Below are 24236 nucleotides of genomic sequence, written 5' to 3'. Positions count from 1 at the left end.
GCGAAGAGTAGAAGCGGCAGAGAGTAGACAATCCCATGAACGCCACCGATCCCGTCGCCAATCTTGCCGCACTGATCCGCTGCCCTTCCGTCACACCGGCGGAAGGCGGGGCGCTCAGCCTGCTCGACAGTTTGCTGTCGCCGCTGGGCTTTGCTGTCGAGCGGATGGTGGCGATGGAAGACGGCACGCCGGATGTTGAAAATCTTTACGCGCGCCTTGGCACCGATGGACCGCATCTGATGTTTGCCGGTCATACGGATGTCGTACCCGTGGGTGACGAGGCGGCATGGAGCCATCCGCCTTTCGCCGCGGAGATTGACGGCGGCGAGATGTATGGTCGCGGTGCCGTCGATATGAAGGGTGGGATCGCCTGCTTCGTTGCAGCAATCGCCCGTCACATCGAAAAGCATGGAAAGCCGCAGGGCTCGGTTTCCTTCCTCATTACCGGTGACGAAGAAGGCCCGTCGATCAACGGCACCTCGAAGCTTCTGGAATGGGCTGCCGCCAAGGGTGAAAGCTGGGATGCCTGCGTCGTCGGCGAGCCGACCAATCCGAACCAGCTGGGCGACATGATCAAGATTGGCCGTCGCGGTTCGCTGTCCGGCCGCATCACCGTGCATGGCGTCCAAGGCCATGCCGCCTACCCGCACCTTGCCGACAATCCCATTCGCGGCATGCTGCAATTGACACAGGCGCTGATGGACCCGCCTTTCGACACTGGAACCGACAATTTCCAGCCTTCCAATCTGGAAGTGACGACGATCGATACGGGTAATGCCGCGACCAACGTCATACCGGCACGGGCGACGGCGTCCTTCAACATCCGTTTCAACGACACGTGGACGGCGGAGACGCTGCGAGCGGAGATCATCCGCCGTCTGGATGCGGCCGCAGTCGACGGCGCGCTTCGCCCGGATCGTACACCCGTAAATTACGAGATCGTCTGGGCCGACCGGCCAAGCCACGTCTTCCTGACGCGCAACAATGCGCTGATCTCCTCGCTTTCGGGCGCAGTGGCCGAGGTCACGGGACTGGAGCCGAAGCTTTCGACGACCGGCGGCACGTCCGACGCCCGCTTCATCAAGGATTATTGCCCTGTGGTGGAGTTCGGTCTCGTCGGCCAGACCATGCACATGGTCGATGAGCGTGTAGCGGTAGCGGACCTTGAGACGCTGACACGCATCTATGAAACCTTCATCGAACGCTGGTTCGGCCATGCCGCCACGGAGTGAAGTCGCCATCTATCTGCGCGGGTTGTGGTTGCTGTTTCTCGGCAATAAGGAGGGCCTGCGTCTTCTCGATATCAGCGACCGCGGCATGCTGCGCTCGTTCTACGCGGCCCTCTGGTGCCTGCCCTCCATGGCGCTCTCCTGGTATTGGTGGCATGAGGCCTATCTCTCCGGCCTGCCGCAAGGTGTGCACACCGGCGCGATCTTCTTCGTCCGTCTCGCCATCGTCGAAGCGATCTGCTGGATGGTGCCGCTGATCCTGATCGGCGTACTGCTTTATGCTTTTGGAGCGAGAGACAAGTTTCAAGCCATCATCGTGGTGGCGAACTGGTTGTCACTGCCCTTCTCCTACGCCTATTCGCTTCTGATCCTGATTGCGCTCCTACTGCCCGCCTTGCACGGGCTTGTCGCAATCCTCTGGTTTGCGCTGCTGCTGACGCTCGTCTTCACATTCTCGAGGATCGTGCGGTTTTTCGTGCGCGACCAGCCGCTCTTGGTCACGGCGTTGGTTATGACCCTGCTTGTGCCGGGGATGATCCTGTCGGAGATGCTGCAGCGCTTTCTCGGCGTATACCCGACGTAATCGCCTGCCCGAAGGGTCAGGCGTCTCCGCCCTCTGCTTCCGCTGTCCGCGGTTGCCGCGGCTGTATGACCGCCGGGTAATCCACCTGCATGAAATAGAGCCCTTCCGGCGGCGCAACGGGGCCGCAGGCCTTGCGGTCTCGCGCTTCGAGTGCAGCGCGCACGTCGTCGGGCGTCATGGCGCCCTCACCCGCGAGCTTCAGCGTGCCGGCAAAGGAGCGGATCTGGTTGTGCAGGAAGCTCTGTGCCGTTGCGCGGATTTCGATCAGATCGCCGGTGCGTGTGACATCGAGACGGTCCAGCGTGCGGACGGGACTGTTGGCCTGGCAATGCACCGAGCGGAAGGTGGTGAAGTCATGCCGTCCCACCAGCGTCTGTGCGGCCGCATGCATTCTCTCATGGTCCAAGTCTTTCGAGACCCACCACGCCCGCTTGTGTTCCAGCGCCAGGCGCGATTTCCGCGAAATGATGCGATAGAGATAGTGGCGGCGGATGGCGGAAAAGCGGGCGTCGAAATCTTCCGTCACCGCTGCCACGTCGAGCACCGAGACCGCATCGCCTGCCATTGCCAGATGGGCGTTCAGCGCGTTGCGAAGCTTATATGGCTGCCAATCGCGCACAAGATCCACATGGGTGACCTGACCGACCGCATGCACACCGGAATCGGTTCTGCCTGCCCCACGAATGCCGACCTTTTCGCCCGTCAGCGACAGGACTGCCGCTTCGAGTGCACCCTGAACGGACCTGCCATTGTCCTGCCTCTGCCAGCCAACATAGGGGGTACCGTCATATTCAACGGTCATGCGAAAACGCGGCATCCGCTACAGCCTCGTTCCGACGGGAACGGGCGTTCCGCGCAGGAAGTCTGCCGCCAGCATCGGCTTGCCGCCAGCCTTTTGCAGCTTTGTCAGACGCACGGCGCCGCTGCCGCAGGCAATCGTCAGTTGGTCATCCAGCACGGAACCGGCCTCCCCCATGCCTTCCGCCCGCTCGCTTGCCAATACCTTGACGCGTTCAGGCTTGCCGCCAATCTCCAGTTCGAACCAGGCGCCGGGAAAAGGCGAAAGGCCGCGAATGTGGTTGTGGACATCCCGCGATGGACGGGAGAAATCGATCCGCGTTTCCGCCTTGTCGATCTTGGCGGCGTAGAGAACGCCGTCTTCGGACTGCACCGTCAGCGGCAGATCATCATTCTCGAGCTTCGCCATGGCGTCACGCATCAAGCGCGCACCCTTCAGCATCAGGGCGTCATGCAGCTCGCCAGCCGTCATGTTCTCATCGATGGCGACACGGGCGGTCAAAGCGACGGGGCCGGTATCCAGCCCCTTTTCCATCTTCATCACCATCATCCCGGTTTCAGCATCGCCCGCCATGATCGCGCGCTGGATGGGGGCCGCACCGCGCCAGCGGGGCAGAAGAGAGGCATGGCCATTGTAACAGCCAAGCCGTGTGCCATTCAAAATGGCCTCAGGCAGTAGAAGACCATAGGCGACGACCACCGCGACATCGGCATCGAACTCGGCAAATTGCTGACGATCTTCCTCCGTCTTGAAATTCAGCGGGGTCAGAACCGGAATGCCCAAAAGCTCTGCGGCCTGATGCACGGGGGATTTTTGCAGATCCAGTCCACGGCGGCCGCCTGGGCGGGGCGGCTGCGTATAGACCGCCACGACATCATGGCCCGCTTCTTTCAGCGCGCGCAGCGTGGGAACCGAAAACTCCGGCGTTCCCATAAAGATGATGCGAAGAGCCATTGTTGCCCCCTGCCCTGCTGATCACACCAAGCGGCCTCTCGGCCGACCGGATCAGACCTTGGCGCGGGCCAGCTTGGTGAATTTCTTGATGACCATGTCGCGCTTCAGCCGCGAGATGTGGTCGATGAAGAGCACGCCGTTCAAATGGTCGATCTCATGCTGCAGGCAGGTGGCGAGAAGACCATCCGCCTCGACCGTCTGCTGCTTGCCGTCGCGATCCACATATCCCACCGTCAACGAGGCAGGGCGTTCGACTTCGGCGTAATAATCGGGGATGGAGAGGCAGCCCTCTTCATAGGTCGAGACCTCGTCCGACACTTTGAGGATTTCCGGATTGATGAAGACGAGCGGCTTGTTTTCCTCATCGTCGCGCGAGAGGTCTATCACCAGCATCCGGCGCGGAACGCCCACCTGGATCGCGGCAAGGCCGATGCCCGGCGCGTCGTACATGGTTTCCAGCATGTCGTCTGCCAAGCGCTGGATCTCCGAATCCACGGTCTCGACAGGCTTGGATTGCTGGCGCAGCAGCGGATCGGGCAAAATGATAAGAGGCTTGATCGTCATGGCTTCCCATAACCCATCTGATCAGCCGAGGAAACGAAAAAATACGGTCGATTCAACGCCGAGACTCGATAGCCGACTCATTTTTGCCGCGGACATGTTCTTGTTTTGTACGAATCAGAATAACTCTGCTAGATTGCCTTATGAACATCGATCTCAATGCTCTCGGTCAGACGGCTTTCAGTGTCGGAACGGTCAACATCTCGATCGGCGCGCTGCTTGTCGTTCTTGCCTTTTCCGGGCTCGTGGCCGTCCTTTTTCTTCTGCGCAAACCGGTAGCACCGGATCAGCCGCGGGAAGAACTGACCGAGCTTCTTAAGACCCAGACAGAGCTGCAAGGCCGCATCGCCGCGATGGCCGAAGCCTTTTCCGCGCGACAAAATGAGATGAGCCAGACGCTGAACGAGCGATTGGATGGCATGTCGCAGCGTCTTGGAACGACACTGACGGAACAGACCCGCTCGACGCATGAAAACCTCAGCAAGCTACAGGAACGCCTTGCGGTGATCGACGCTGCGCAGGGCAACATTCAGGATCTCGCCAAGGATGTGATAGGGCTTCAGGCCATTCTGTCCAACAAGCAGACGCGCGGTGCCTTCGGACAAGCACGAATGGAAGCGCTGATTGCCGATGCGCTGCCATCCGGTACCTACCAGCTTCAACCGACGCTTTCGAACGGCTTTCGACCGGACTGCACGATCAAGATGCCGAACAATGCACCGTCGCTGGTGATCGATGCGAAGTTTCCTCTCGAAGCCTGGAATGCGTTGAAAGCGGATGAATCACCGGAAGCCAAGCGCGCTGCGACCCAGCAGTTCCGCCGGGACATGGAAGTTCATATTCGCGATGTGGCAGAGAAGTATCTGATCCCTGGTGAAACGCAGGATACCGCTTTCATCTTTGTGCCGTCGGAATCGATCTTCGCCGATATTCATCAGCATTTCGAATATCTGGTGCAGCGTGCCCACCGCGCCCGCGTGGTGATCGTGTCCCCATCGCTTTTGATGCTGTCGGTTCAGGTCATTCAATCGGTATTGAAGGATCAGCGGATGCGGGAGCAGGCTCACCTGATTCAGGGTGAAGTGGCGCTGTTGATGGACGATGTGCGGCGCCTGGATGAGCGCACCCGTAAGCTCCAGACGCATTTCGGCCAGGCGCAGCGCGATGTCGAAATGATGCTGACCTCGTCGGAAAAGGTTCTGGCACGCGGCGGCAAGATCGAGAGCCTCGATTTTTCGACAAGCACCAAGGACATTCCGCATTCGGAGGTCGAGCATTTGCGTCGTATCGCCGATGCTCGCGCGGGTGCCGCCAAGCTGCGCGTGGTGGATGACGAATAGGCGGCGCTGAAACAGCCGAACATTGCCACCCTCGCAAAATCGATTTCCGATTTCGATCTCGATGCGGTAGCACTGTCGGCACTGTCAACGTCTTTGCCTTTTGGATCAGCCTCGCATGATTACTGTTTTCGGCTCCATCAACATGGATCTCGTCGCCACCTCCGAACGCCTGCCGAAGCCGGGCGAGACGGTCACCGGCAAAAGCTTTTCCACCGCCGCCGGCGGCAAGGGTGCCAATCAGGCGCTGGCCGCACGTCGCGCCGGTGCCGAGGTGAAGATGGCAGGCGCCATTGGTGACGACACCTTTGCCGCTCCCGCGCTGACCTTGCTGCGCGATGCGCGAACGAATCTGTCTCTGGTGAAGACCGTTGCGGAACCAACGGGCACTGCGGTGATCCTGATTGGCGAGGGCGGCGAGAACATGATCTCAGTCATTCCCGCTGCCAACGGCACCGTATCGCTGCAGGATGCCGAGCGCGCCGTCTCTGAAATGGCCGAGGGCGATACGCTAATGCTGCAATTCGAAATTCCGGCCGATGCCATCGAGGCTTCTTTAAAGGCCGCGAAAGCCAAGCGTGTCACGACGATCATCAACACCGCTCCCCTGACAGCCGATGCGGCCCGCCTTTCCAAGCTCGCCAATATCGTTATCGCCAACGAGACCGAGTTCGAGCTGTTGATCGGCAAGAATGGACTGTCCTCCGCCGCTCGGGAAAAGGAATTGACCGCGCTGCACGCGGAGACTGGCCAGACGATGATCGTCACGCTTGGCGCCGACGGTGTCATTGCTATTCGCAACGGCAAGCTTTTCAAGTCGATGGGCCTGAAGATCGAGCCCGTCGATACGGTGGGTGCAGGCGATACGTTCTGCGGTTATCTCGCTGCTAGCCTCGACGCTGGAATGGACTTCGAGAAGGCGCTTCGCCGTGCCGCTGTGGCCGGTTCGCTGGCCTGCACCCGGGAGGGCGCCCAGCCGTCTATCCCCGTAGCGGCGGATGTGGACGCGCAGCTCTAATACAACGGAACTCCGCTCGCCCTCGCATCTGATCAAGCATGCTTGAACAGGTTGAGGGCGGCGTATTGCAGCAGCATGATGGTCTTGCCGTCGCGAATGACGCCTGAGGCGATCATGCTCATCGCCTCATCGATCCCCACTTCCATGACGGCAATGTCCTCGCCCTCGTCTTCATTTCCGCCACCGGCTGAGGTTCTGTCAGTCGGCTGATATTCGCCGACGAAGAAATGCAGCCTCTCGGTGACGGAGCCCGGGCTCATGAAGGCATCGAAGACCTGGCGAACATCGCGCACCTTGAAGCCCGTCTCTTCCTCGGTCTCTGCACGGATGCGCGCCTCCGGTTCGGCATTGTCCAAAAGGCCCGCCGGGGTTTCGATGAGAAGATCGTCATGGCCGTTGACGAAGGCCGGATAGCGGAATTGTTTCGTCAGGATCACCGTGCGGCGGTCCTTGTCGTAAAGCAGGATCGTCGCGCCATTGCCGCGATCATAGGTTTCCCGCGATTGCTTCTGCCAGGTGCCATCCTCCCGCAGGAAAGAGAAGGTGGTTTTCTTCAGAAGATACCAGTCATTCGAGAGAACTCTGACATCCTCGACCTTGATGCGATGCGCGATACTCATGAAACTTCCCTGTGGCTAGACCCGGCCGGTCGTGGACATATCGGCAATTTCGTGCAATTTCATGCAGATTCAAGAAAATTCGTGCAAAGGCGAAAGTCGCATGCTGACATCGGAACGAAAGACCCTCATTCAGCACGTCCTCCAGCGGGACGGTCGGATCGTCGCAAAGAGCTTCGCCGAAGAGCTAGGCGTCTCCGAAGACACCATTCGTCGAGACCTGCGGGAACTTGCCAAGGATGGACTGTTGCAAAGGGTTCACGGTGGCGCGCTGCCATCCTCACCGGCGGTTGCCGATTATCGTGCGCGCGAACAGATGGCATCCTCCGCCAAGGAAAAGCTTGGCCGAGCCGCAGCCAGATTGATCAAGCCGGGGCAGATCGTCTTCCTCGACGGCGGCACGACCAATCTCCAGCTTGCCCGCCATCTGCCGCAGACCCTACAGGCAACCATCATCACCCATAGTCCCAGCATCGCCGTGGAACTGGCGCATCATCCGTCAGTCGAGGTGGAGTTGATCGGGGGGCGGCTTTTCAAGCACTCTATTGTTTCGATGGGGGCGGCAAGCGCGGAAACCATTTCCGGCATTCGCGCCGATCTGTTCTTCCTCGGCGCGACCGGTATCCACCCTGAGACCGGCGCGACCACAGGGAACCGCGAAGAGGCAGCAATCAAAAGGTTGATCGCCCGCCAATGCGCCGAGACGATCCTGGTTGCGACGGAAGACAAGATCGGAGCCGCCTCACCCTATCTCATTCTGGCCTTGAGCGAGATTACCACTCTCGTCGTGGATGCGGACGTACCGGACAAGCTGCTAAAGCCCTACGGCGCGGCGGGACCAGCGATCATGAAAGTCTGAAATCAGACTTTGAGGAAGGTGAGATAGGCGGAACTCCGCCCCTCGCGCTTGGCCTTGTTCTCGTAGCGGGTCCCCGGCCAATTGTCATAAGGCGTCAACCAGTCGGCGGAGGTCTTGGCCGTCCATTCGAAGCCGCCATGGCGAGCACAGTGCTGCAGGGTCCAATTGATGTAGGTGTCGATGTCGGAGGCGAAGCAGAACTTGCCACCGGGCTTCAGCACGCGGTGGAAGCGGGCAAGATTGACATCAGAGACGAAGCGGCGCTTCCAGTGTTTCTTCTTCGGCCACGGGTCGGGATAGAGCAGATCGATATGATCGATGCATTCACCTGGGAGCCAATCCAGCAGCTGCGTGGCGTCGTCGTCATAGAGGCGGATATTCATCAACTCGCGCTCTTTGACGGCACCAAGAAGCTTCGCCATCGAGTTGACGAAGGGCTCCACGCCGATGAAGCCCGTAGACGAATTTTCGGCGGCGCGATGAACCAGATGCTCGCCACCGCCGAAACCGATTTCCAGGCGGATGGATTTGACATCGGCGGGGAAGAGTGCGGCCAGCGGCTTCGGCGCCGGTGTTGCAAGATCGACTTTCAGCAGCGGCAAAAGGCTCTCGATGCTCTCCACCTGCTGGTTACGCAACGGCTTGCCCTTGCGCCTGCCATAGAACGCTTCCGTCGATCGTGAACGCCGCTCTTCCGTCATCGTGAACTCTCTCAAGCAAAATAGATGAACCCGCACCTTACCGTTTCATCGGTATTGCGCGGGTTTCAAGTTTTCAGACCCTATCCCCTAAACGGTCTCATATGGCAAGACCGGAGTGGAGGAGAGGGGGATGTTTCGAGCCGATGACCTCAAGCGGCCTTCAGCGCATCCTTGAGCGGCTTGACCAGATCGACCTTCTCCCAGGAGAAGGAACCGTCACGGCCAGCCTTGCGGCCGAAATGGCCGTAAGATGACGTCTTGGCATAGATCGGCTTGTTGAGGTCGAGGTGACGGCGGATGCCCGATGGCGACAGGTCCATGACCTTGCGGATCGCGGCTTCGACTTCGTCTTCGCTGACCTTACCCGTCTGATGCAGATCGACATAGACAGACAGCGGCTGTGCGACGCCGATGGCGTAGGAGAGCTGAATGGTGCAACGCTCGGCAAGACCGGCGGCGACCACGTTCTTTGCCAGATAGCGAGCGGCGTAGGCTGCGGAACGGTCGACCTTCGTCGTATCCTTACCGGAGAATGCGCCACCGCCGTGCGGAGCTGCGCCACCGTAGGTGTCGACGATGATCTTGCGGCCGGTGAGGCCAGCATCGCCATCAGGACCGCCAATCACGAACTTGCCCGTGGGATTGATGTACCACTTGCAATCGTCGGCAATTTTCAGATCGCCAAGCGCTTCACGGATGTAAGGTTCGACAACCGAGCGAACCTTCTTGGAGTCCCAGCTTGCATCGAGATGCTGGGTGGACAGCACGATGGAAACTGCTTCGGACGCCTTTCCGTCGACATAGCGAACGGTCACCTGGCTCTTGGCATCGGGGCCGAGCTTTGCAGCTTCGCCTTCGCCGCTCTTGCGCGCAGTGGCGAGCAATTGAAGGATACGGTGGGAATAATAAATCGGCGCTGGCATCAGCTCCGGGGTTTCCTTGCAGGCGTAACCGAACATGATGCCCTGATCGCCAGCACCCTCGTCGCCCTGCTTGTCGGAGGCGTTATCCACGCCCTGTGCAATATCGGCAGACTGCGGATGGAGCAGCACGTCGATCTTTGCGGTCTTCCAGTGGAAGCCGTCCTGCTCGTAACCGATGTCGCGGATTGCCTTGCGCGCCGCGGACTTGAACTTGGAAGGGTTGATCATCGGATGACCCGCGGCATCCTTGACGACGTTGCCGTCCTTGTCCTTCTTCAGCAGCGTGTCGGGAACGCGCACTTCGCCAGCGATCACCACGCGGTTGGTGGTGGCAAGCGTTTCGCAAGCGATGCGAACGGTCCATGGGTCAACGCCGGTCTTGGTCGCTTCACGATAAATCAGATCGACGATTTCATCGGAAATTCGGTCGCAAACCTTGTCAGGATGACCTTCAGCAACGGATTCGCTGGTGAACAGGTAGTTGGCGCGCATGCGGGATTCCCCTCAAAGAACAGGTCTGTGCGTTTGTTATTCATTTCATCGGAAAAAACAAGGACAGAACGACATAAATATATCTTTATATCGGAATTTCATTTCTGCAAGTCAGCAACAAAAAACGGCCCCGAAAGGCCGTTCAAGAGGGTATTGAAACCGATTGCAGGTCGCTTAGTCGGCGTCGCCTTCAGCGGCCAGCGCCTTGACCAGATCGACGATGCGGCGGCGGACCTTCGGATCGTTGATCTTCACGAAGGCGCGGTTGAGCTGCAGTCCCTCGGACGAGGAGAGGAAATCCACCACATAGTTGGAGCTCGACGCTTCGGCGGAGCCGGAAGCGGAGGCTGGCTCAGCGCCCGGTGCATCTTCGAAGAAGAAAGAGACCGGAACGTTCAGAATGGCGGAGATGTTCTGAAGGCGGCTGGCGCCAACGCGGTTGGTGCCCTTTTCATATTTCTGAATCTGCTGGAAGGTAATTCCAAGGCTTTCACCCAGCTTCTCCTGGCTCATGCCCAGCATGGTGCGGCGCAGCCGGATGCGGCTTCCGACATGAATGTCGATTGGGTTCGGCTTCTTCTTATTTTCGGTCATATGTTAGTCCTGACATCCTGTTGTCGGTGATTGTTACACATTAACGCAAAACCGTAGAGGTCGGATCAGTGCAACATTCCTTCATATCACTTGCGTTGTACAACCCTACAATCGCACTATGCAATTTCAGGGGTTTTCGGTCAATTCTTGCGGCTGACTAAACCATACCGAGAAAACAGCGCCACGATCAACATTGTTATAAACAACAACCAAAAGTTCGTTTTACGGGCATTGCCGCTGAGCGCGTCCGTTGCCGTACTACTTAAAGTGGCGTCGATTATACCCTTTTGACCATAGTCAAGACCAGCCTCGATACCACCTAACGGATCAATGATGGCGGAAATGCCAGTGTTGGCTGCTCGAATCACCGGCAGGCCGGTTTCCACAGCCCGCACACGTGCCTGCTGGAAGTGCTGATAGGGACCTGGGGTATCGCCAAACCAGCCGTCATTGGTGACATTCAGGATCGCCTCGGACGAGGCGATGTCCGCCGGTACTTCATCGGGGAAGATGATTTCGTAGCAGATGAAGGAATAAAGCTTTTTGCCGGATGGAAGAATGATGGGTGTCCGGCTTGCCGCCGGCGAGAAACCGCCAGGCAGGTTGACGATATTCTCGATATCGAAGCGGCGCAGTATGTCTTCGAAGGGCACATACTCGCCAAACGGCACGAGATGCACCTTGTCGGTGGCGCCGATAATATGGCCCTCACTGTCCACGGCATAGACGGAGTTGTAATAGCGCGGCGGATGGCCAGCCCCCACATCCTCCATGCGCACCGCTCCAGTCAGCAAGATCTGACCGTCCTCCAGCGTCTTGGCGATTTCCTCCAGCGCGTCCGGGTTCTGTGTCAGGATGAAGGGAACGGAGGTCTCCGGCCAGACAATGATGTCGGGCCGCTTCTTGCCGGGCGTCGGTGGGAGCGCCGAGAGGCGAAGATGCTCCTGAAAGATCTCAGCCCGATCGGCATTCAGCATTTTGCGGGACTGGTCGATACCCGGCTGAACGATGCGCACCGTGACCGCGTCCGCGGCTGGCTCCGAAAGTGGCTGATGCTGACGATAAAAGCCGTAACCGAGATGGCCTGCCAGCAGCAGGACCGCGAGAGTGAGGCCCGGCACCATGCCACGACGGGTTCCCAAAAGGGCGGGGCTGGAAAAGACGAAGACCGCCAGCATCGACATGCCGAAGATGCCGATCAGGTTGGAACTCTGCATCATCAACGGAACCGGCATCATCCCGTAGCCGATAGCGTTCCAGGGAAAGCCGGTGGCAACGAAGCTGCGCAACCATTCCACCAGTCCAAAAGCCGCGGCAAGAGCAGCAAGCCTGCCCCAGCCGTCCGACCAGAGGCTATTGGCGAGCATCACGGCAAGACCGTAGAAGAGCGCGAGAAAGGCGGGCAGCCCGAGGATTGCAAGCGGCAAAGCCCAGGCAAACTCGTCAGCCTCCAGAAGTAGCGCATTTCCGAGCCACCATAGGCCCGCAACGAAATAGCCAAAGCCAAAAATCCAGCCGAGCAGAAACGCTCTGAAGGCGCGAGACACGCTGCCACCATCGGGGCTTCCCGTGGTGCCGTCAATCAGCCAGACCAGAAGGGTAAAGGAGACGAAGAGGCTGGCGAAGAAACCGATCGGTGGCAGGGCGAGCGCACCGATGGCGCCGGCCAGAAATGCAATGAGAACGCGGCTGAAGCCACCGCTCAACATGATCGTGCCCGCGAGCCGCTCCATACAGTATCAATCTCCTTGAGGGGCACCGTTCAGCAACGCGAAACCGGAAAGCGGATACCAGAACCTGACTTGCCTTCGAAACGCGCGCGGTCGGAGAGACCACTGATCGTGTTTCGGCTGCCGAACGCTGAATAGTTATGCGGCATGCTCTTCCGACTTACTGTAAAAAAAATCGAACGTCCACAGGACAGCGGTGGCGTGTCTGTGCAATCCGCGAATTGCAGCGGTCTCATCTATTCGGTTGTTGGAAAATAAGAATCCCGGACCCTGATGCCCGGGACGCAAGCCGTCAAACCGTAGCCTTGTCCGTGGTATCGGATGGAGCAGGAAGCGCGATCATCTCGCTGGTTACGACGGGCGCGGGTGCTTGATCATCCTCGCCGGTGGAGGACTCGTCGCGAAGGATGCGCACGCGCTTAATGCGGCGATTATCGGCATCGAGAATTTGGAACTCAAATCCCGGCACCGCACGCACCACCTCACCCTTCGAAGGGATGCGGCCAAGCGCAAAGAAGACGAGACCGCCCAGCGTATCGATTTCCTCAGCATGTTCCCGAACGTCAAAATCCGGACCGAGCGCCTGAGCGAGATCCCCCAGTTCGATACGGGCATCAGCGATCAAGACATCCGACGATACACGGACGAACATCGCCTCATCCTTGTCGTGCTCATCGTCAATGTCGCCGATGAGCATTTCCACGATGTCTTCGTGGGAAACAAGTCCGTCGGTACCGCCATATTCGTCGATGATCAGCGCAAGCTGGGTGCGCTGCGCCTGCATGGTTTTGAGCATATCCGAAGCGAGCATCGAGGGAGGCGCGAACAGGATCTTACGAATGATCCCGGCTTCGGCCAGCGTCGTCTCGAGATCGACGCGCGCAAGATCGAAGTTGGCGCGCGGCGTTCGCGGAGCCTTCGCCTCGCCATTGGCTGGCGCGCGCGTGCCGCTACGGCGCTTGTTGCGCGCCTGCTTGCCCACATAGGACAAGAGATCACGGATATGGATCATGCCCTTCGGATCGTCGAGGGTCTCGTCATAGACCGGCATACGCGAGCGGCCCGTCGCCTCGAAGCGGATCATCGCTTCACCGATCGTCGTCTCCTGATCGAGCCCGTCAATATCGACGCGCGGGATCATGATGTCCTCGACCGTGACTTCTCTGAAGCGGAGAATATTGTTGAGCATCGCCCGTTCGTCGGGCGTGAAGGCGGCACCGATATCCGTATCGGTCATCAGCGCGTCGGTCAGATCTTCACGAAGACGCTCGCCCTGCGAGGGCTTTAAGATCCGGGAAATTCTCGACCAGATGGTCGAGCGGGGCTTTGCTTGATAGTCCTGACGTAACGGACTACTGCCCTCCTCCGATGAGGATTGTTCCCCGGCGTCCTTGCCCTCTTGGGGCGGTCTTGCAGAATGTTCGTTCATTGTCCCAAACAGTTCGATCAAAGCGGGTCCTGACCCGCATAGGGATCAGATAGGCCAAGAGTCGCCAAAATGCGAGTCTCAAGCCCTTCCATTTCTTCCGCCTCTTCGGTTTCCATATGGTCATAACCGAAAAGATGCAGACATCCATGCACCAGCAGATGGGTCAAATGATCCTCGAAACTCTTCTCAAGATCAAGGGCTTCGCGCATGACAGTTTCATGTGCGATGACGATATCGCCGAGCATCGGGCCCGGCATGCCGCCCGGCTCCAGCGGAAAGGCCGGAAAAGACAGGACATTCGTCGCCTTATCCTTATTACGCCATTGCGCATTTATTTCCTTGATGGCGGCGTCATCGGTGAAAACCAACGACACTTCCACCGGCATGGCAGGGAACGGCTGCTGCTCTTCTTCTTTCAGATAGGAAACAGTTGCCTCCAGCACTTTCGTGCTGAAGGCAACAAGCTCTTCCTCCGAGGGCCAGTCATCGGCCTCGACAGAGATTTGAATATCCAGAACCGTCATCGTCTCGGCTTTTAGTAACCTTGTCTCGGCAAGCTCTCATCCGGCACAGCCGTATGGGATTCGTAAGCCTTGACGATACGCGCCACCATCGGGTGACGCACAACGTCGACATCCTTGAAGCGAACCACGGAGACGCCTTCGACGTCGCCAAGGATCTGCAAGGCCTCGACCAGACCGGATTTGACGCCACGCGGAAGGTCGACCTGGCTCGGGTCGCCGGTCACGATCATGCGGCCGTTCTCGCCCAGACGGGTCAGGAACATCTTCATCTGCATGGTCGTGGTGTTCTGCGCCTCGTCGAGAATGACGGCGGCGTTTGCCAGTGTGCGACCACGCATGAATGCGAGGGGCGCGATTTCGATGACGCCTGCCTGAATGGCACGCTCCACCTTGTCGCCCGGCATCATGTCATAGAGCGCATCATAAAGCGGACGAAGGTAGGGATCGACCTTTTCCTTCATGTCGCCCGGCAGGAAGCCGAGGCGCTCGCCCGCTTCGACAGCAGGACGAGAGAGAACGATGCGATCCACCGCGCCACGCTCCAGAAGCTGGGCAGCGTGGGCGACAGCCAGATAGGTCTTACCCGTACCGGCTGGCCCGACACCGAAGACAAGCTCCGACTGTTCCAACGCCCGCATATAGACATCCTGTGTCGGCGTGCGTGCGGCAATGGTTTTCTTGCGGGTAGAAATCTGGGCCATCGACACCTTGGCTTTGCGCTCCATCGTCGGCAGGGTCAACTGATCGTCTGCGGCGACCGCCATGCGGATCGCACCCTCGACATCGGAAAGTTCGGCAGTGCCGCCCTTCAATAGGCGTTCATAGAGGAAATCAAGCGCGCGGCGGGCCTGGTTGGTGGCCACCACATCGCCCGTAATCGCCACCGAATTGCCGCGTGGGCGGGCATCGATCTTGAGCCGCTGCTCCAGCAATTTCAGGTTTTGATCGAACTGACCGAATAGCTCTCCGGCTATTCTGTTATTCTCGAACGTGAGGACGAAGTGATTGGCGTCGGTCGCGGGTGAGCGTGGCTGGCGCGATGAAGGTGAGACCAATTCGTGTGCGTTCAAGCGGTCAGGCTCCTGTCCGAGGTCAGTTCCGGTTCCCAACTCTAACTCTATGCCACCTCGGCAAACAAGCTGTTTGGACCGGTCGCGGTGATTCGTACATGAATAATGTCACCGATTTTCATGTCGTTTGCATCAAGATTTACAGACTGCAGCCAAGGAGAACGACCAATCAGCTGTCCGGGCATGCGACCGGGCTTTTCCAGCAACACATCCATGGTCTTTCCAACGAGCGACTGGGCGAATTCGTTCTGCTGTTTCAAGAGCAGCGACTGCAATCTCTCCAGCCGTTCGGCCTTGACATCTTCCGGCACCTGATCGGTCAGATCGGCTCCGGGCGTGCCGGGACGAGTCGAATATTTGAACGAAAAGGCCTGCGCGTATTTCACCGCCTCCACCATGGCGAGTGTGTCTTCGAAGTCTTGATCCGTTTCACCTGGGAAGCCGACAATAAAATCCCCAGACATGGCAATATCAGGGCGAGCGCCACGGATTCTTTCGATAAGCCTTAAATATTCCGCGCCCGTATGGCGGCGGTTCATGGCTTTCAGGATGCGGTCAGAGCCTGCCTGAACGGGCAAATGCAGATAGGGCATCAAAGCGCGCAGATCGCGATGCGCCTCGATCAGGCGCTCGTCCATGTCGCGCGGGTGGCTTGTCGTGTAGCGCAGGCGCGCAAGCCCGGGAATCTCGGCCAGGCGATAGAGAAGCTCCGCCAGCCCCCATTGCTCGCCCTTCGGGCCCGTAGAGCGCCAGGCATTGACGTTTTGGCCAAGCAGCGTGATCTCACGCACACCGGCGTCGACAAGCTTCATCGCCTCGTCGAGGATCTGGCTGACGGGCCGGGAGACCTCCGAACCGCGGGTATAGGGCACCACGCAGAAGGTGCAGAACTTGTCGCAGCCTTCCTGAACAGTAAGAAAAGCGGTCACGCCGCGCGAGCGCAGCTTTGCCTTTTCGGCCACCGGCAGATGCTCGAACTTGTCTTCGACCGCATAATCCGTCTCGATCACCCGCTCGCCTTCGCGAACGCGGGCAAGCGCCTGCGGCAGACGGTGGTAGGTTTGCGGGCCGATGACGACATCGACGGCGGGCGCACGGCGCAGGATTTCTTCGCCTTCGGCTTGCGCCACGCAACCGGCAACGCCGATCACGAATTCGCGCCCCTCTTCCTCGCGTGACTTCTTCATGTCGCGCAGGCGGCCCAGCGCCGAATAGACCTTCTCCGCCGCCTTTTCACGGATGTGACAGGTATTGAGCAGAACCAGATCTGCCTCGCCCATATCCTCCGTCTGCACATAACCATCCTTCGCCAGAGCATCGCTCATGCGAACGGAATCGTAGACATTCATCTGACAGCCATAGGTCTTGATAAAGACCTTACGGCTGTTGGCTGCGTGAGCCATAGCGGTCGGTGTGGCGTCGAGGCCAAGCGTATCCTGGGTCATGGCGCGTATCTAATGATTTTCGGCCACCAGTTAAACAGAAAAATGCGGAAATCCGGGCTATCTCGACTTTCGCCATCCGCCGCGCAGGCTGAAATTCAACATGGTGCGCAGTGCCGTGGTGGCTTCGACGCTCAGCGCCTTGCGATTATCACCCTTGCGGAAGGGAATCGCCTCCCCAAAGGTGACGTCAACCTCGATTGCGCCGGCCTTGACCAGCCCGACCAGCGACGGCAACAGGCCTATGCTCCCAGGCCAGGCGGCCACCGGCCTGTGGTAACGCCCCATCGCCATGCCCTGGATGCCGGTATAGGCGATCGCGACCGGCTGGACATGGACGAGCTGACTGGGAACCTGCTCGGCAGCAGTCGACGCTGCTCCGAACAGCGATGACTTGACCGGCAGAAGCCGGTTGCCATCGGACGTCGTGCCTTCGGGGAACAGCACGATGATCTCACCACCCGCCAGCCTTTCGGCAATCTCATTCACCTGCGTGCCGGCGCTGCGCTTCTGCTCTCGGGTAATGAAGACGGTTTTCTGCAAACGCGCCAGCTTGCCGAATATCGGCCAGTCGCGCACTTCGGTCTTCGCAATGAAGGCGACATCCGCCACGCTACCCAGAACCAATATGTCCTTCCACGACACATGGTTGGAAATCAGAAGCAGAGGCCTCTCGGTCTCCAGTCCACCATGCACATGGACCTTGATGCCGAGCGACTGACAAGCGACCCTGTGCCAAAGCCGCGGTATCCTGCGGCGGATCGGCAAATCGAGCCAGAGTCCAAGGACTTGCAGTGGCAACAGCACGATGGTGACGATGGAGAGAATGAAGACCGTATAGGCCATCCGAAGCCACGTCATCGCCGCATTCGCTCCGTGGCCATGGATTGTTGCCTCACCGCTCTTCCGGTTTCAGCGGGACGCCGTAGAGTTCCAGCCGGTGATCGACGAGCTTGAAGCCATGTTCGCGGGCGATCTTTTCCTGCAGCGCCTCGATCTCGGCGGAGCGGAATTCGATGACAACGCCATTCTTCAGGTCGATCAGATGATCGTGGTGCTCTTCCGGCACGGTCTCGTAGCGCGAACGGCCGTCGCGAAAATCATGGCGCTCGATAATGCCCGCATCTTCGAAGAGCTTCACCGTGCGATAGACCGTGGATATCGAAATCTTTGGATCGACGGCGGAAGAGCGGCGATAAAGCTCCTCGACGTCCGGATGGTCTTCCGATTCCTGAAGAACGCGGGCGATGACGCGCCGCTGGTCGGTCATGCGCATACCGCGCTCCGCACAGATGTCTTCCAGGGTTTTCGAAAGGTCTACCACGATAATCAGGCCTTCAGATGCGTCGTTGGTCCACCAGAGTGGCGGCATAGAGTCTTAGTATTATCGGAACTATCGAAGATCGCGCCGCATGACAAGCGCTGTGGATTTCGTCCCATCCTTGGCGGTGTAATAGGCCTTGCGCTCCGCAACCGTCTTGAAGCCAAGCTTGCGGTAGAGATGCACCGCCGGACCATTTCCGCCATCCACCTCCAGAAACATCGTTTCGGCACCGCGCATCTCCGCTTCCCGCATGGCGGCCTGCATCAAACGCCAGCCAAGTCCGGCACCGGCAAATTTTTCACTCACCGCAACGGTGAGAATTTCAGCCTCTCCGCCCGCCTCGCGCGACAAGACAAAGCCACCGAGCGGCTGGCTGAAGAACGCGTTGGTCTGGCGAGCCACCGCGCCGAAGACGCTGTTCTGCGACAGAAGGCTCGAAAACTCGCCTTCACTCCAAGCTTGCGGGAAGCGAGACGTGTGAAGCTCGGCGATATCGGCACAATCGCCATGCGCCATCGGCACGATTTCGAAAAAGGGTTTCCAGCTCAGATAGTCGTCGAACATTGCAGGGAATCATCCACCATGAATGCCAGATGGCTACAGCATCGGTCGGCAAATCGAAATCGATTTTCGACAGAGAGAAACGGCACTCTCTCAGGCGGGCGAAAGACGCTCCAATGCGAAGCCGGATTGCGGCCGCGCATCCGGGCCACGCAGGTAGAGCGGCGCGGGCTTCGGCTGATGCGCGGGTTTCGTCGCAGCGACACGCGCCACGGTGGCGATCGGAAAATGGTCCGGACCCGATCCCGTTTCTTCGCCAGCGAAGAGAGGTGCCGCGGAGCCCACGATCGCGCCGTCGAACCCGGCAAGCGATTGCCTGGCCTCATCAAGAGACACCAAAGCGGCGTCCGTCACAGGCGCGCCATCGGCCGCGAAGATTTGCAGATAGCATTCGTCACGCTTGGCATCGAGACCGACGGCCACAGGCTGGCCGGGCTGGTGCCGCAGGTGATGGGCGGCAAGAGTCTCAAGCGTCGTAACCCCGACGGCCTCGACACCGAGCGATAGCGCAAAGCCACGCGCGGCAGAGACCCCTACTCTGATACCGGTGAAGGAACCAGGGCCGATGGTGACGGCGAGACGTTCAATCGCATCAAGGGTAAGACCTGCCTGCGCCAGTGCTCCGTCGATGATGCCCATCAGCAGTTCGGCATGACCCTTGCCGATATTCTCCGTGACCTCCCCAAGGACATTATCGCTTGCGCTGTCGTAAACGCAGGCCGAGCAATCCACGCCGGATGTATCGATGGAAAGGATGATCATCTGAAAAGCTGGACCTTACGCATGTGCTCAGCAGGAGGAAGGAGCGAGACGATGAGCGCTCGTGAGAAAGCCACTCAAGACTTGAGGCGCGATCACGCGCCTCGCCTCAGCATCGATATCGATTGGCTCAGCCGTTTATTAGACAGCCTCGACCTCTTGCACTTCGGGCACGAAGTGGCGAAGCAGGTTCTGAACGCCGTGCTTGAGCGTTGCCGTGGAGGATGGGCAGCCGGAGCATGCACCCTTCATGTTGAGGAACACGGTGCCATCGCGAAAACCACGGAAAGTGATGTCGCCACCATCTTGGGCCACGGCCGGGCGCACGCGGGTTTCGAGAAGTTCCTTGATGGTGGCAACGATGGTTTCGTCGCCCTCTTCGAAGAACTCTTCTTCCTCGTCCGAAATCTCGGCATGGACGGCGGTGCCCATCAGCGGGCGGCCGGACATGAAGTGCTCCATGATAGAGCCGAGAATCGCGGGTTTAAGATGCTGCCACTCCGCACCGTCCTTGGTGACGGTGATGAAATCGAAGCCGTAATAGACGCCGGTGACGCCCGGGATTTCAAACAGCGTTGCTGCAAGCGGCGAGGACTGCGCCTGTTGCGCGTTCAGGAATTCCGCCGTTCCGCTTTCCAGAACCACCCTGCCCGGAAGGAACTTCAGCGTCGACGGGTTTGGCGTGGATTCCGTTTGAATGAACATTTCGATCTCCTTCGAGGCAGCGCCCCGGGTCAGGGCATCCTTGCCCCGTAATTTAGAATGCTTCCAAAATATGCCGGGCGACGAAGGACTTCAAGCCCTGACATGACAATCGTGTTCAAGAAATCTTCAGCCCTCTTTTACACCCGTTTTCGCCAAAGCCGAACAGGATTCTTCGTGGCAGAAGGGCTCAAAGGATAGCGCTCAGCAGAGAGCGTCGATTTCCTCGTCCGTCAGCGTATCCGGCAGGACCGTGACAGGAATGGGGAAGGCAGCGCCACGTCCAGCAATGGAGGAGACCAGCGGACCTGGACCATCCTTGGTGGAGCCGGCAGCCAGCACCAGGATGGCGATGTCGCGATCTTCTTCGATCAGACCGTGAATCTGCTCGGCAGCATTGCCCTCACGGATCACAGCCTCGGGCTCGATACCGACGGTCTCGCGGACGCGCTGCGCGACCTTTGCCAGCGAGGCTTCGGCCTCTTCCTGGGCTTCGGCGCGCATGATTTGCTCGACACCAAGCCACTGCTGGAAATCGCCTTCCGGGATAACGAAGAGCAGAACGAGAGCGCCATTGGAGTTCTTGGCGCGGCGACCGGCATAATGCACGGCTCTCTCACATTCCGGTGTGCCATCGATGACCACCAGAAATTTTCGCCGGTGCCCTTCCAGGCGCGACAGCCGTTTTGAAACCATTCAGCACTCCCTTTTTCCGCCGTGGCATGAAGCGCCGCCCGCCGGTTCGGGCGGAGCTTATCGTATCACGATGGAAAGCGGAATCGATTTTCCTCACAGCAAAACGCGTGCGGAAAAGCCTTACAAACGAGGAGGCGCCTCTCGCCCTATGACGAGAAGCACCGAAAAATCACCGCAGGAAACCGATGATGTCGCGCACCTCGTCCATTGTCTTTTGCGCCATGGCACCAGCACGCTCGCCGCCATCCTTCAGGATCGCGTCGATATGGCTGACATCATCCAGAAGGCGGCGCATCTCGCTATTGATCGGTGCGAGAACATTGACGGCAAGATCGACAAGCGCGGGCTTGAAGGCCGAAAACTGCTGACCGCCGAATTCGGCAAGCACCTCTGCCTTGGTCTTGTCGGAGAGCGCTGCGTAGATGCCGACAAGGTTTTCAGCCTCGGCGCGGCCCTTCAGTCCTTCGACTTCGCTCGGCAGCGCGTCCGGGTCTGTCTTGGCCTTCTTGATCTTCTTGGAGATCGCATCGACATCGTCCATCAGATTGATGCGCGACAGATCGGATGGATCGGACTTCGACATTTTCTTGGTGCCGTCCTTCAAGGACATGACACGCGGTGCCGGACCGCCGATCAGCGGTTCGACCATCGGGAAGTAAGCATGAACGGGTTCGTCGCCGACGGTGATGTCGAGGCCGAGACCCGCCTTGCGGATATGATCGCCGAAATCGATGTTGAACTTCTGAGCGATATCGCGAGCCAGTTCCAGATGCTGCTTCTGGTCGTCGCCGACCGGGACATGGGTTGCGCGGTACACCAGAATGTCAGCCGCCATCAGGCTTGGATAGGCCAGCAGTCCGAGCGACACCTGCTCGGCATTCTTGCCGGACTTGTCCTTGAACTGGGTCATGCGCTCCATCCAGCCGATGCGCGCCACGCAGTTGAACACCCAGGCAAGCTCGGCATGCTGCGGCACGGCCGACTGGTTGAAGACGATATGCTTCACCGGATCGATGCCGGACGCGATGAAGGCGGCGGCAATCGAGCGCGTCTGCGCCTTCAGATCCGAATGGACGAGCTGCGCCGTGATAGCGTGCATGTCGACGACGCAATAGATGCAGTCATTGTCTTCCTGCAGGGCAACGAACTTGCGGATGGCGCCGAGATAATTGCCAAGGTGGAGATTGCCGGTGGGCTGAACCCCGGAGAAAACCAGCGGCTTGAATGCGTTCATGATCGTCCTCGAAAAGGCTTGTGGAGGGCCTTGCCCCGCGCTGTGATATGGCCCGCGCTTATGCACCCGGAACCCGTTGCAATCAAGGGGTTTCAGCAGCTGGCTGGAGCAGATCCCATTTGTTGCCGTAGAGGTCTTCGAAAACGGCAACCGTGCCGTAAACCTCGTGACGGGGCTCTTCCAAAAAGCGAATGCCGTTGTTTTTCATGCGGTGAAAATCCGCGTCGAAGTCATCCGTATAGAGGAAGAAACCGACCCTGCCGCCGGTCTGGTTGCCGATCGCGGCAGCCTGCGCCTCTCCATCCGCTTGCGCCAGCAGAAGGCCGCTTGCCCCCTCACCTTTCGGTTTGACGACAAGCCAGCGCTTGCCGTCCGGCATCGGCTGATCAGAAAGGCATTCGAAGCCAAGGCTGTCGCAGTAAAACGCCTTTGCGCGATCGTAATCGTCCACCACCAGAGAGACGAGTGCGATGCGGCGCATGGACGTGAAGCCAGAACTCATGGCTCGATCTCGCTTTGAACATCCGCCTTGCGCTTGCGCTTCAAGCCGCGCTTGACCATCCCAAGGTTTGCCCCGCCGGAGGCGAAGGCCACGCCGAAATAGATGACCATGGCGCCTAGGACGAGGGCGAACAGAGTCCCTGCACGGACCGCAAGGTTTGAGGCCGATGACAGCTCGTAGGAAAAATAGGATAGCGCATAGTGAATGGCGACGGCCATCAGGCCTGCCGCTAAGAGGAGCCGCGGGATGCGCAGGAGAAGCGGCAGATCGAGTTTCCAGTGGCCACGCCATAAGAGCATGCCGAAAAGCAGTGCGGCATTCACCCAGCCGGCGGTGATTTCCGCTGTGGCAATTCCCGGGCCGCCGTAAGATGGAAAGAGGGTGAGTGCCAGCGAGACGTTGACCACCACGGAAATGGCAGCAAAGATCATCGGCGTGCGGGTATCCTCGCGGGCGAAAAAGCCCGGAATAAAGGCCTTGATCAGAACGAAGGCAGGCAGGCCGAGGCCGTAGATGCCGAGAATTTCCGCGACAGTGACAGTGGAAGAGGGTGAGAAATTGCCACGCTCATAGAGAAAGCGGACGATGGGTTCCGCCATGACCAAGAGCGCCGCTGCGGCTGGCAAGGTCAGAAAGAGCACGAATTCAACGGAACGGTTCTGCAGATTGGCCGCTTCCACCGCATGGCCGCCGCGCAGCGCGCGTGCCAGTTCCGGCAAAAGGACGGTGGCCACCGCAATCCCCACCACGCCGAGTGGCAGCTGGTAGATGCGGTCGGCATAGGCAAGTGAGGAGATGACGCCGTTGCCGCCAGAGGCGATATTGGTGTTGATCAACAGGTTGATTTGCGTGATGCCGCCGGTAATCGCGGCGGGTAGCGCCAGAACCAGCAGGCGCTTGACGTTGCTCGTCAGTTTCGGGCGGCGAAAGCCAATTCGAATTCCGGCGTTCCGCACCGCAATCCAGACGATGGCAAGCTGAACAAAGCCTGCGGCCATGACGCCCCAGGAGAGCGCATAGCCGACCTGCAGCGGATCGTAGTGTTTCCACCAGGCAAGCGCCAAGACACCAATCAGGATGACGTTGAGAAAGACGGGTGCGATGGCTGCGGCGAAATAGCGGTGCAGCGAATTCAGCATCCCCCCCATCATCGCCGCCAGCGACATGCAGGCGAGATAGGGAAACATGATGGTGGCGAGGCGCACCGTGTTTTCGAATTTCGTTGGGTCTTCCACAAAGCCCGGCGCGATTACCGTTCGCACCAGAAACGGCATGGAGAGTTCCATGACGATCGTCAGCGCCATCAGCACGGTGAAGAGAACGCCGAAAACTTCCTCCGAGAAGCGGCGTGCGCCTTCCATGCCGTGGGTTTCGATCTCCTTGGCGAAAAGCGGCACGAAGGCGGAGTTGAACGCACCCTCGGCAAACAGCCGGCGGAAAGTGTTGGGAAAACGGAAGGCCGCATTAAAGGCATCCGCCACCGGTCCCGTACCGACGGCTGCCGCCATCAGCATTTCACGGATGAAACCGAACAGGCGGCTCCCAAGCGTCGCGCCGCCAACGGTGGCGAATTTGCCGATCAAACTCATTCTTTAT

The 24236-nt window shown here is 59.1% G+C and carries 26 protein-coding genes; 5 read left to right on the top strand and 21 right to left on the bottom strand.

All coding sequences use genetic code 11. The features are described 5' to 3' along the window. Nucleotides 1–35 precede the first annotated feature (35 nt). Both dapE and QE435_RS15290 read left to right on the top strand, forming a co-directional pair. On the top strand, nt 36–1232 hold the full coding sequence (dapE, locus tag QE435_RS15295) for a succinyl-diaminopimelate desuccinylase (RefSeq protein ID WP_349041892.1): 1197 nt from the start codon (nt 36–38) through the stop codon (nt 1230–1232). Continuing rightward, nucleotides 1216–1812 carry a hypothetical protein gene (locus QE435_RS15290; RefSeq protein ID WP_306930709.1) on the top strand — a complete coding sequence of 199 codons (597 nt, stop codon included), beginning with the start codon at nt 1216–1218 and terminating at the stop codon, nt 1810–1812. Before dapE ends, QE435_RS15290 begins: the two co-directional genes overlap by 17 nt. A 16-nt stretch (nt 1813–1828) precedes the next feature. Here QE435_RS15290 and truA read toward each other — a convergent pair whose 3' ends face one another. From truA to def, 3 genes are read right to left on the bottom strand one after another with little or no spacing between them, the layout of a single operon-like run. After that, nucleotides 1829–2629, bottom strand: coding sequence for a tRNA pseudouridine(38-40) synthase TruA (gene truA / locus QE435_RS15285; protein WP_349041891.1), 801 nt, complete (start codon nt 2627–2629; stop codon nt 1829–1831). Between the two features lie 3 nt (nt 2630–2632). Continuing rightward, nucleotides 2633–3565 (bottom strand): methionyl-tRNA formyltransferase, encoded by a 933-nt coding sequence (fmt, locus tag QE435_RS15280; protein ID WP_349041890.1) that lies wholly within the window; start codon nt 3563–3565, stop codon nt 2633–2635. 51 nt (nt 3566–3616) lie between these two features. Beyond that, on the bottom strand, nt 3617–4129 hold the full coding sequence (gene def, locus QE435_RS15275) for a peptide deformylase (RefSeq protein ID WP_306930703.1): 513 nt from the start codon (nt 4127–4129) through the stop codon (nt 3617–3619). A 140-nt stretch (nt 4130–4269) separates the two neighbouring features. Between def and QE435_RS15270 the strand changes: the two genes are divergently transcribed. Then, nucleotides 4270–5466, top strand: a complete 1197-nt coding sequence (locus QE435_RS15270; RefSeq protein ID WP_349041889.1) for a DNA recombination protein RmuC — start codon at nt 4270–4272, stop codon at nt 5464–5466. A gap of 115 nt (nt 5467–5581) precedes the next feature. Next, complete coding sequence (locus QE435_RS15265; RefSeq protein WP_349041888.1) at nt 5582–6481, top strand: ribokinase; 900 nt, start codon at nt 5582–5584, stop codon at nt 6479–6481. 32 nt (nt 6482–6513) lie between these two features. Here QE435_RS15265 and QE435_RS15260 read toward each other — a convergent pair whose 3' ends face one another. Continuing rightward, entirely contained in the window at nt 6514–7101 is a 588-nt protein-coding gene (locus QE435_RS15260; protein ID WP_349041887.1) for an NUDIX domain-containing protein, read from the bottom strand. A 100-nt stretch (nt 7102–7201) separates the two neighbouring features. Here QE435_RS15260 and QE435_RS15255 point away from each other — a divergent pair, with 100 nt between their 5' ends. Continuing rightward, nucleotides 7202–7957, top strand: a complete 756-nt coding sequence (locus QE435_RS15255; protein WP_349041886.1) for a DeoR/GlpR family DNA-binding transcription regulator — start codon at nt 7202–7204, stop codon at nt 7955–7957. A 2-nt stretch (nt 7958–7959) separates the two neighbouring features. Here QE435_RS15255 and QE435_RS15250 read toward each other — a convergent pair whose 3' ends face one another. From QE435_RS15250 to murJ, 17 genes are all read right to left on the bottom strand, one after another. Continuing rightward, entirely contained in the window at nt 7960–8658 is a 699-nt protein-coding gene (locus QE435_RS15250) for a tRNA (guanosine(46)-N(7))-methyltransferase TrmB (RefSeq protein WP_349041885.1), read from the bottom strand. Between the two features lie 149 nt (nt 8659–8807). Next, on the bottom strand, nt 8808–10073 hold the full coding sequence (metK, locus tag QE435_RS15245; protein ID WP_349041884.1) for a methionine adenosyltransferase: 1266 nt from the start codon (nt 10071–10073) through the stop codon (nt 8808–8810). 174 nt (nt 10074–10247) lie between these two features. Next, entirely contained in the window at nt 10248–10667 is a 420-nt protein-coding gene (locus tag QE435_RS15240) for a helix-turn-helix domain-containing protein (protein ID WP_062442986.1), read from the bottom strand. 140 nt (nt 10668–10807) lie between these two features. After that, nucleotides 10808–12400 carry an apolipoprotein N-acyltransferase gene (gene lnt, locus QE435_RS15235; protein WP_349041883.1) on the bottom strand — a complete coding sequence of 531 codons (1593 nt, stop codon included), beginning with the start codon at nt 12398–12400 and terminating at the stop codon, nt 10808–10810. A gap of 289 nt (nt 12401–12689) precedes the next feature. Continuing rightward, the gene (locus QE435_RS15230) at nt 12690–13826 is read right to left on the bottom strand and encodes a hemolysin family protein (protein WP_306930685.1); all 1137 of its coding nucleotides are present in this window, start codon (nt 13824–13826) and stop codon (nt 12690–12692) included. Between the two features lie 17 nt (nt 13827–13843). Then, a complete protein-coding gene (gene ybeY / locus QE435_RS15225; RefSeq protein ID WP_349041882.1) occupies nt 13844–14350 on the bottom strand; it encodes an rRNA maturation RNase YbeY in 507 nt (168 codons plus the stop codon). An 11-nt stretch (nt 14351–14361) separates the two neighbouring features. Further along, nucleotides 14362–15420, bottom strand: coding sequence for a PhoH family protein (locus tag QE435_RS15220; protein WP_306930681.1), 1059 nt, complete (start codon nt 15418–15420; stop codon nt 14362–14364). Nucleotides 15421–15467: 47 nt separating this feature from the next. Then, nucleotides 15468–16865: a tRNA (N6-isopentenyl adenosine(37)-C2)-methylthiotransferase MiaB gene (gene miaB, locus QE435_RS15215; RefSeq protein WP_349041881.1), complete on the bottom strand. Its 1398-nt coding sequence runs from the start codon at nt 16863–16865 to the stop codon at nt 15468–15470. Between the two features lie 57 nt (nt 16866–16922). Continuing rightward, on the bottom strand, nt 16923–17723 hold the full coding sequence (locus tag QE435_RS15210) for a lysophospholipid acyltransferase family protein (protein ID WP_309772227.1): 801 nt from the start codon (nt 17721–17723) through the stop codon (nt 16923–16925). A gap of 34 nt (nt 17724–17757) precedes the next feature. Next, a complete protein-coding gene (locus QE435_RS15205; RefSeq protein WP_296017649.1) occupies nt 17758–18186 on the bottom strand; it encodes a Fur family transcriptional regulator in 429 nt (142 codons plus the stop codon). Nucleotides 18187–18255: 69 nt separating this feature from the next. Beyond that, nucleotides 18256–18750, bottom strand: a complete 495-nt coding sequence (locus tag QE435_RS15200) for an N-acetyltransferase (RefSeq protein WP_306930675.1) — start codon at nt 18748–18750, stop codon at nt 18256–18258. A gap of 90 nt (nt 18751–18840) precedes the next feature. Next, entirely contained in the window at nt 18841–19509 is a 669-nt protein-coding gene (tsaB, locus tag QE435_RS15195) for a tRNA (adenosine(37)-N6)-threonylcarbamoyltransferase complex dimerization subunit type 1 TsaB (protein ID WP_349041880.1), read from the bottom strand. 138 nt (nt 19510–19647) lie between these two features. Further along, nucleotides 19648–20211 carry a NifU family protein gene (locus QE435_RS15190; RefSeq protein ID WP_306930672.1) on the bottom strand — a complete coding sequence of 188 codons (564 nt, stop codon included), beginning with the start codon at nt 20209–20211 and terminating at the stop codon, nt 19648–19650. 201 nt (nt 20212–20412) lie between these two features. Beyond that, a complete protein-coding gene (locus tag QE435_RS15185) occupies nt 20413–20904 on the bottom strand; it encodes a universal stress protein (RefSeq protein WP_306930670.1) in 492 nt (163 codons plus the stop codon). A gap of 169 nt (nt 20905–21073) precedes the next feature. Beyond that, a complete protein-coding gene (gene trpS / locus QE435_RS15180; protein WP_349041879.1) occupies nt 21074–22138 on the bottom strand; it encodes a tryptophan--tRNA ligase in 1065 nt (354 codons plus the stop codon). Nucleotides 22139–22220: 82 nt separating this feature from the next. After that, on the bottom strand, nt 22221–22640 hold the full coding sequence (locus QE435_RS15175) for a VOC family protein (RefSeq protein ID WP_349041878.1): 420 nt from the start codon (nt 22638–22640) through the stop codon (nt 22221–22223). Beyond that, entirely contained in the window at nt 22637–24229 is a 1593-nt protein-coding gene (murJ, locus tag QE435_RS15170; RefSeq protein ID WP_349041877.1) for a murein biosynthesis integral membrane protein MurJ, read from the bottom strand. Before murJ ends, QE435_RS15175 begins: the two co-directional genes overlap by 4 nt. Nucleotides 24230–24236 lie beyond the last annotated feature (7 nt).

Origin of the sequence: Agrobacterium sp. SORGH_AS 787 (genome assembly GCF_030819035.1) — a bacterium.
In the GTDB taxonomy this organism is placed as follows: Bacteria; Pseudomonadota; Alphaproteobacteria; order Rhizobiales; family Rhizobiaceae; genus Agrobacterium; species Agrobacterium larrymoorei_B.
This window is presented reverse-complemented; position numbering and strand designations above follow the sequence as displayed.

What these genes read in the sequence shown, in the direction of transcription:
- QE435_RS15260 (WP_349041887.1), bottom strand. Translation starts at nt 7,101, where the DNA reads ATGAGTATCGCGCATCGCATCAAGGTCGAGGATGTCAGAGTTCTCTCG.
- QE435_RS15255 (WP_349041886.1), top strand. Translation starts at nt 7,202, where the DNA reads ATGCTGACATCGGAACGAAAGACCCTCATTCAGCACGTCCTCCAGCGG.
- QE435_RS15175 (WP_349041878.1), bottom strand. Translation starts at nt 22,640, where the DNA reads ATGAGTTCTGGCTTCACGTCCATGCGCCGCATCGCACTCGTCTCTCTG.
- murJ (WP_349041877.1), bottom strand. Translation starts at nt 24,229, where the DNA reads ATGAGTTTGATCGGCAAATTCGCCACCGTTGGCGGCGCGACGCTTGGG.
- miaB (WP_349041881.1), bottom strand. Translation starts at nt 16,865, where the DNA reads ATGACCCAGGATACGCTTGGCCTCGACGCCACACCGACCGCTATGGCT.
- tsaB (WP_349041880.1), bottom strand. Translation starts at nt 19,509, where the DNA reads ATGATCATCCTTTCCATCGATACATCCGGCGTGGATTGCTCGGCCTGC.
- QE435_RS15240 (WP_062442986.1), bottom strand. Translation starts at nt 10,667, where the DNA reads ATGACCGAAAATAAGAAGAAGCCGAACCCAATCGACATTCATGTCGGA.
- dapE (WP_349041892.1), top strand. Translation starts at nt 36, where the DNA reads ATGAACGCCACCGATCCCGTCGCCAATCTTGCCGCACTGATCCGCTGC.
- ybeY (WP_349041882.1), bottom strand. Translation starts at nt 14,350, where the DNA reads ATGACGGTTCTGGATATTCAAATCTCTGTCGAGGCCGATGACTGGCCC.
- QE435_RS15290 (WP_306930709.1), top strand. Translation starts at nt 1,216, where the DNA reads ATGCCGCCACGGAGTGAAGTCGCCATCTATCTGCGCGGGTTGTGGTTG.
- metK (WP_349041884.1), bottom strand. Translation starts at nt 10,073, where the DNA reads ATGCGCGCCAACTACCTGTTCACCAGCGAATCCGTTGCTGAAGGTCAT.
- QE435_RS15230 (WP_306930685.1), bottom strand. Translation starts at nt 13,826, where the DNA reads ATGAACGAACATTCTGCAAGACCGCCCCAAGAGGGCAAGGACGCCGGG.
- QE435_RS15265 (WP_349041888.1), top strand. Translation starts at nt 5,582, where the DNA reads ATGATTACTGTTTTCGGCTCCATCAACATGGATCTCGTCGCCACCTCC.
- def (WP_306930703.1), bottom strand. Translation starts at nt 4,129, where the DNA reads ATGACGATCAAGCCTCTTATCATTTTGCCCGATCCGCTGCTGCGCCAG.
- QE435_RS15270 (WP_349041889.1), top strand. Translation starts at nt 4,270, where the DNA reads ATGAACATCGATCTCAATGCTCTCGGTCAGACGGCTTTCAGTGTCGGA.
- QE435_RS15210 (WP_309772227.1), bottom strand. Translation starts at nt 17,723, where the DNA reads ATGACGTGGCTTCGGATGGCCTATACGGTCTTCATTCTCTCCATCGTC.
- QE435_RS15250 (WP_349041885.1), bottom strand. Translation starts at nt 8,658, where the DNA reads ATGACGGAAGAGCGGCGTTCACGATCGACGGAAGCGTTCTATGGCAGG.
- QE435_RS15200 (WP_306930675.1), bottom strand. Translation starts at nt 18,750, where the DNA reads ATGTTCGACGACTATCTGAGCTGGAAACCCTTTTTCGAAATCGTGCCG.
- trpS (WP_349041879.1), bottom strand. Translation starts at nt 22,138, where the DNA reads ATGAACGCATTCAAGCCGCTGGTTTTCTCCGGGGTTCAGCCCACCGGC.
- truA (WP_349041891.1), bottom strand. Translation starts at nt 2,629, where the DNA reads ATGCCGCGTTTTCGCATGACCGTTGAATATGACGGTACCCCCTATGTT.
- lnt (WP_349041883.1), bottom strand. Translation starts at nt 12,400, where the DNA reads ATGGAGCGGCTCGCGGGCACGATCATGTTGAGCGGTGGCTTCAGCCGC.
- fmt (WP_349041890.1), bottom strand. Translation starts at nt 3,565, where the DNA reads ATGGCTCTTCGCATCATCTTTATGGGAACGCCGGAGTTTTCGGTTCCC.
- QE435_RS15190 (WP_306930672.1), bottom strand. Translation starts at nt 20,211, where the DNA reads ATGTTCATTCAAACGGAATCCACGCCAAACCCGTCGACGCTGAAGTTC.
- QE435_RS15185 (WP_306930670.1), bottom strand. Translation starts at nt 20,904, where the DNA reads ATGGTTTCAAAACGGCTGTCGCGCCTGGAAGGGCACCGGCGAAAATTT.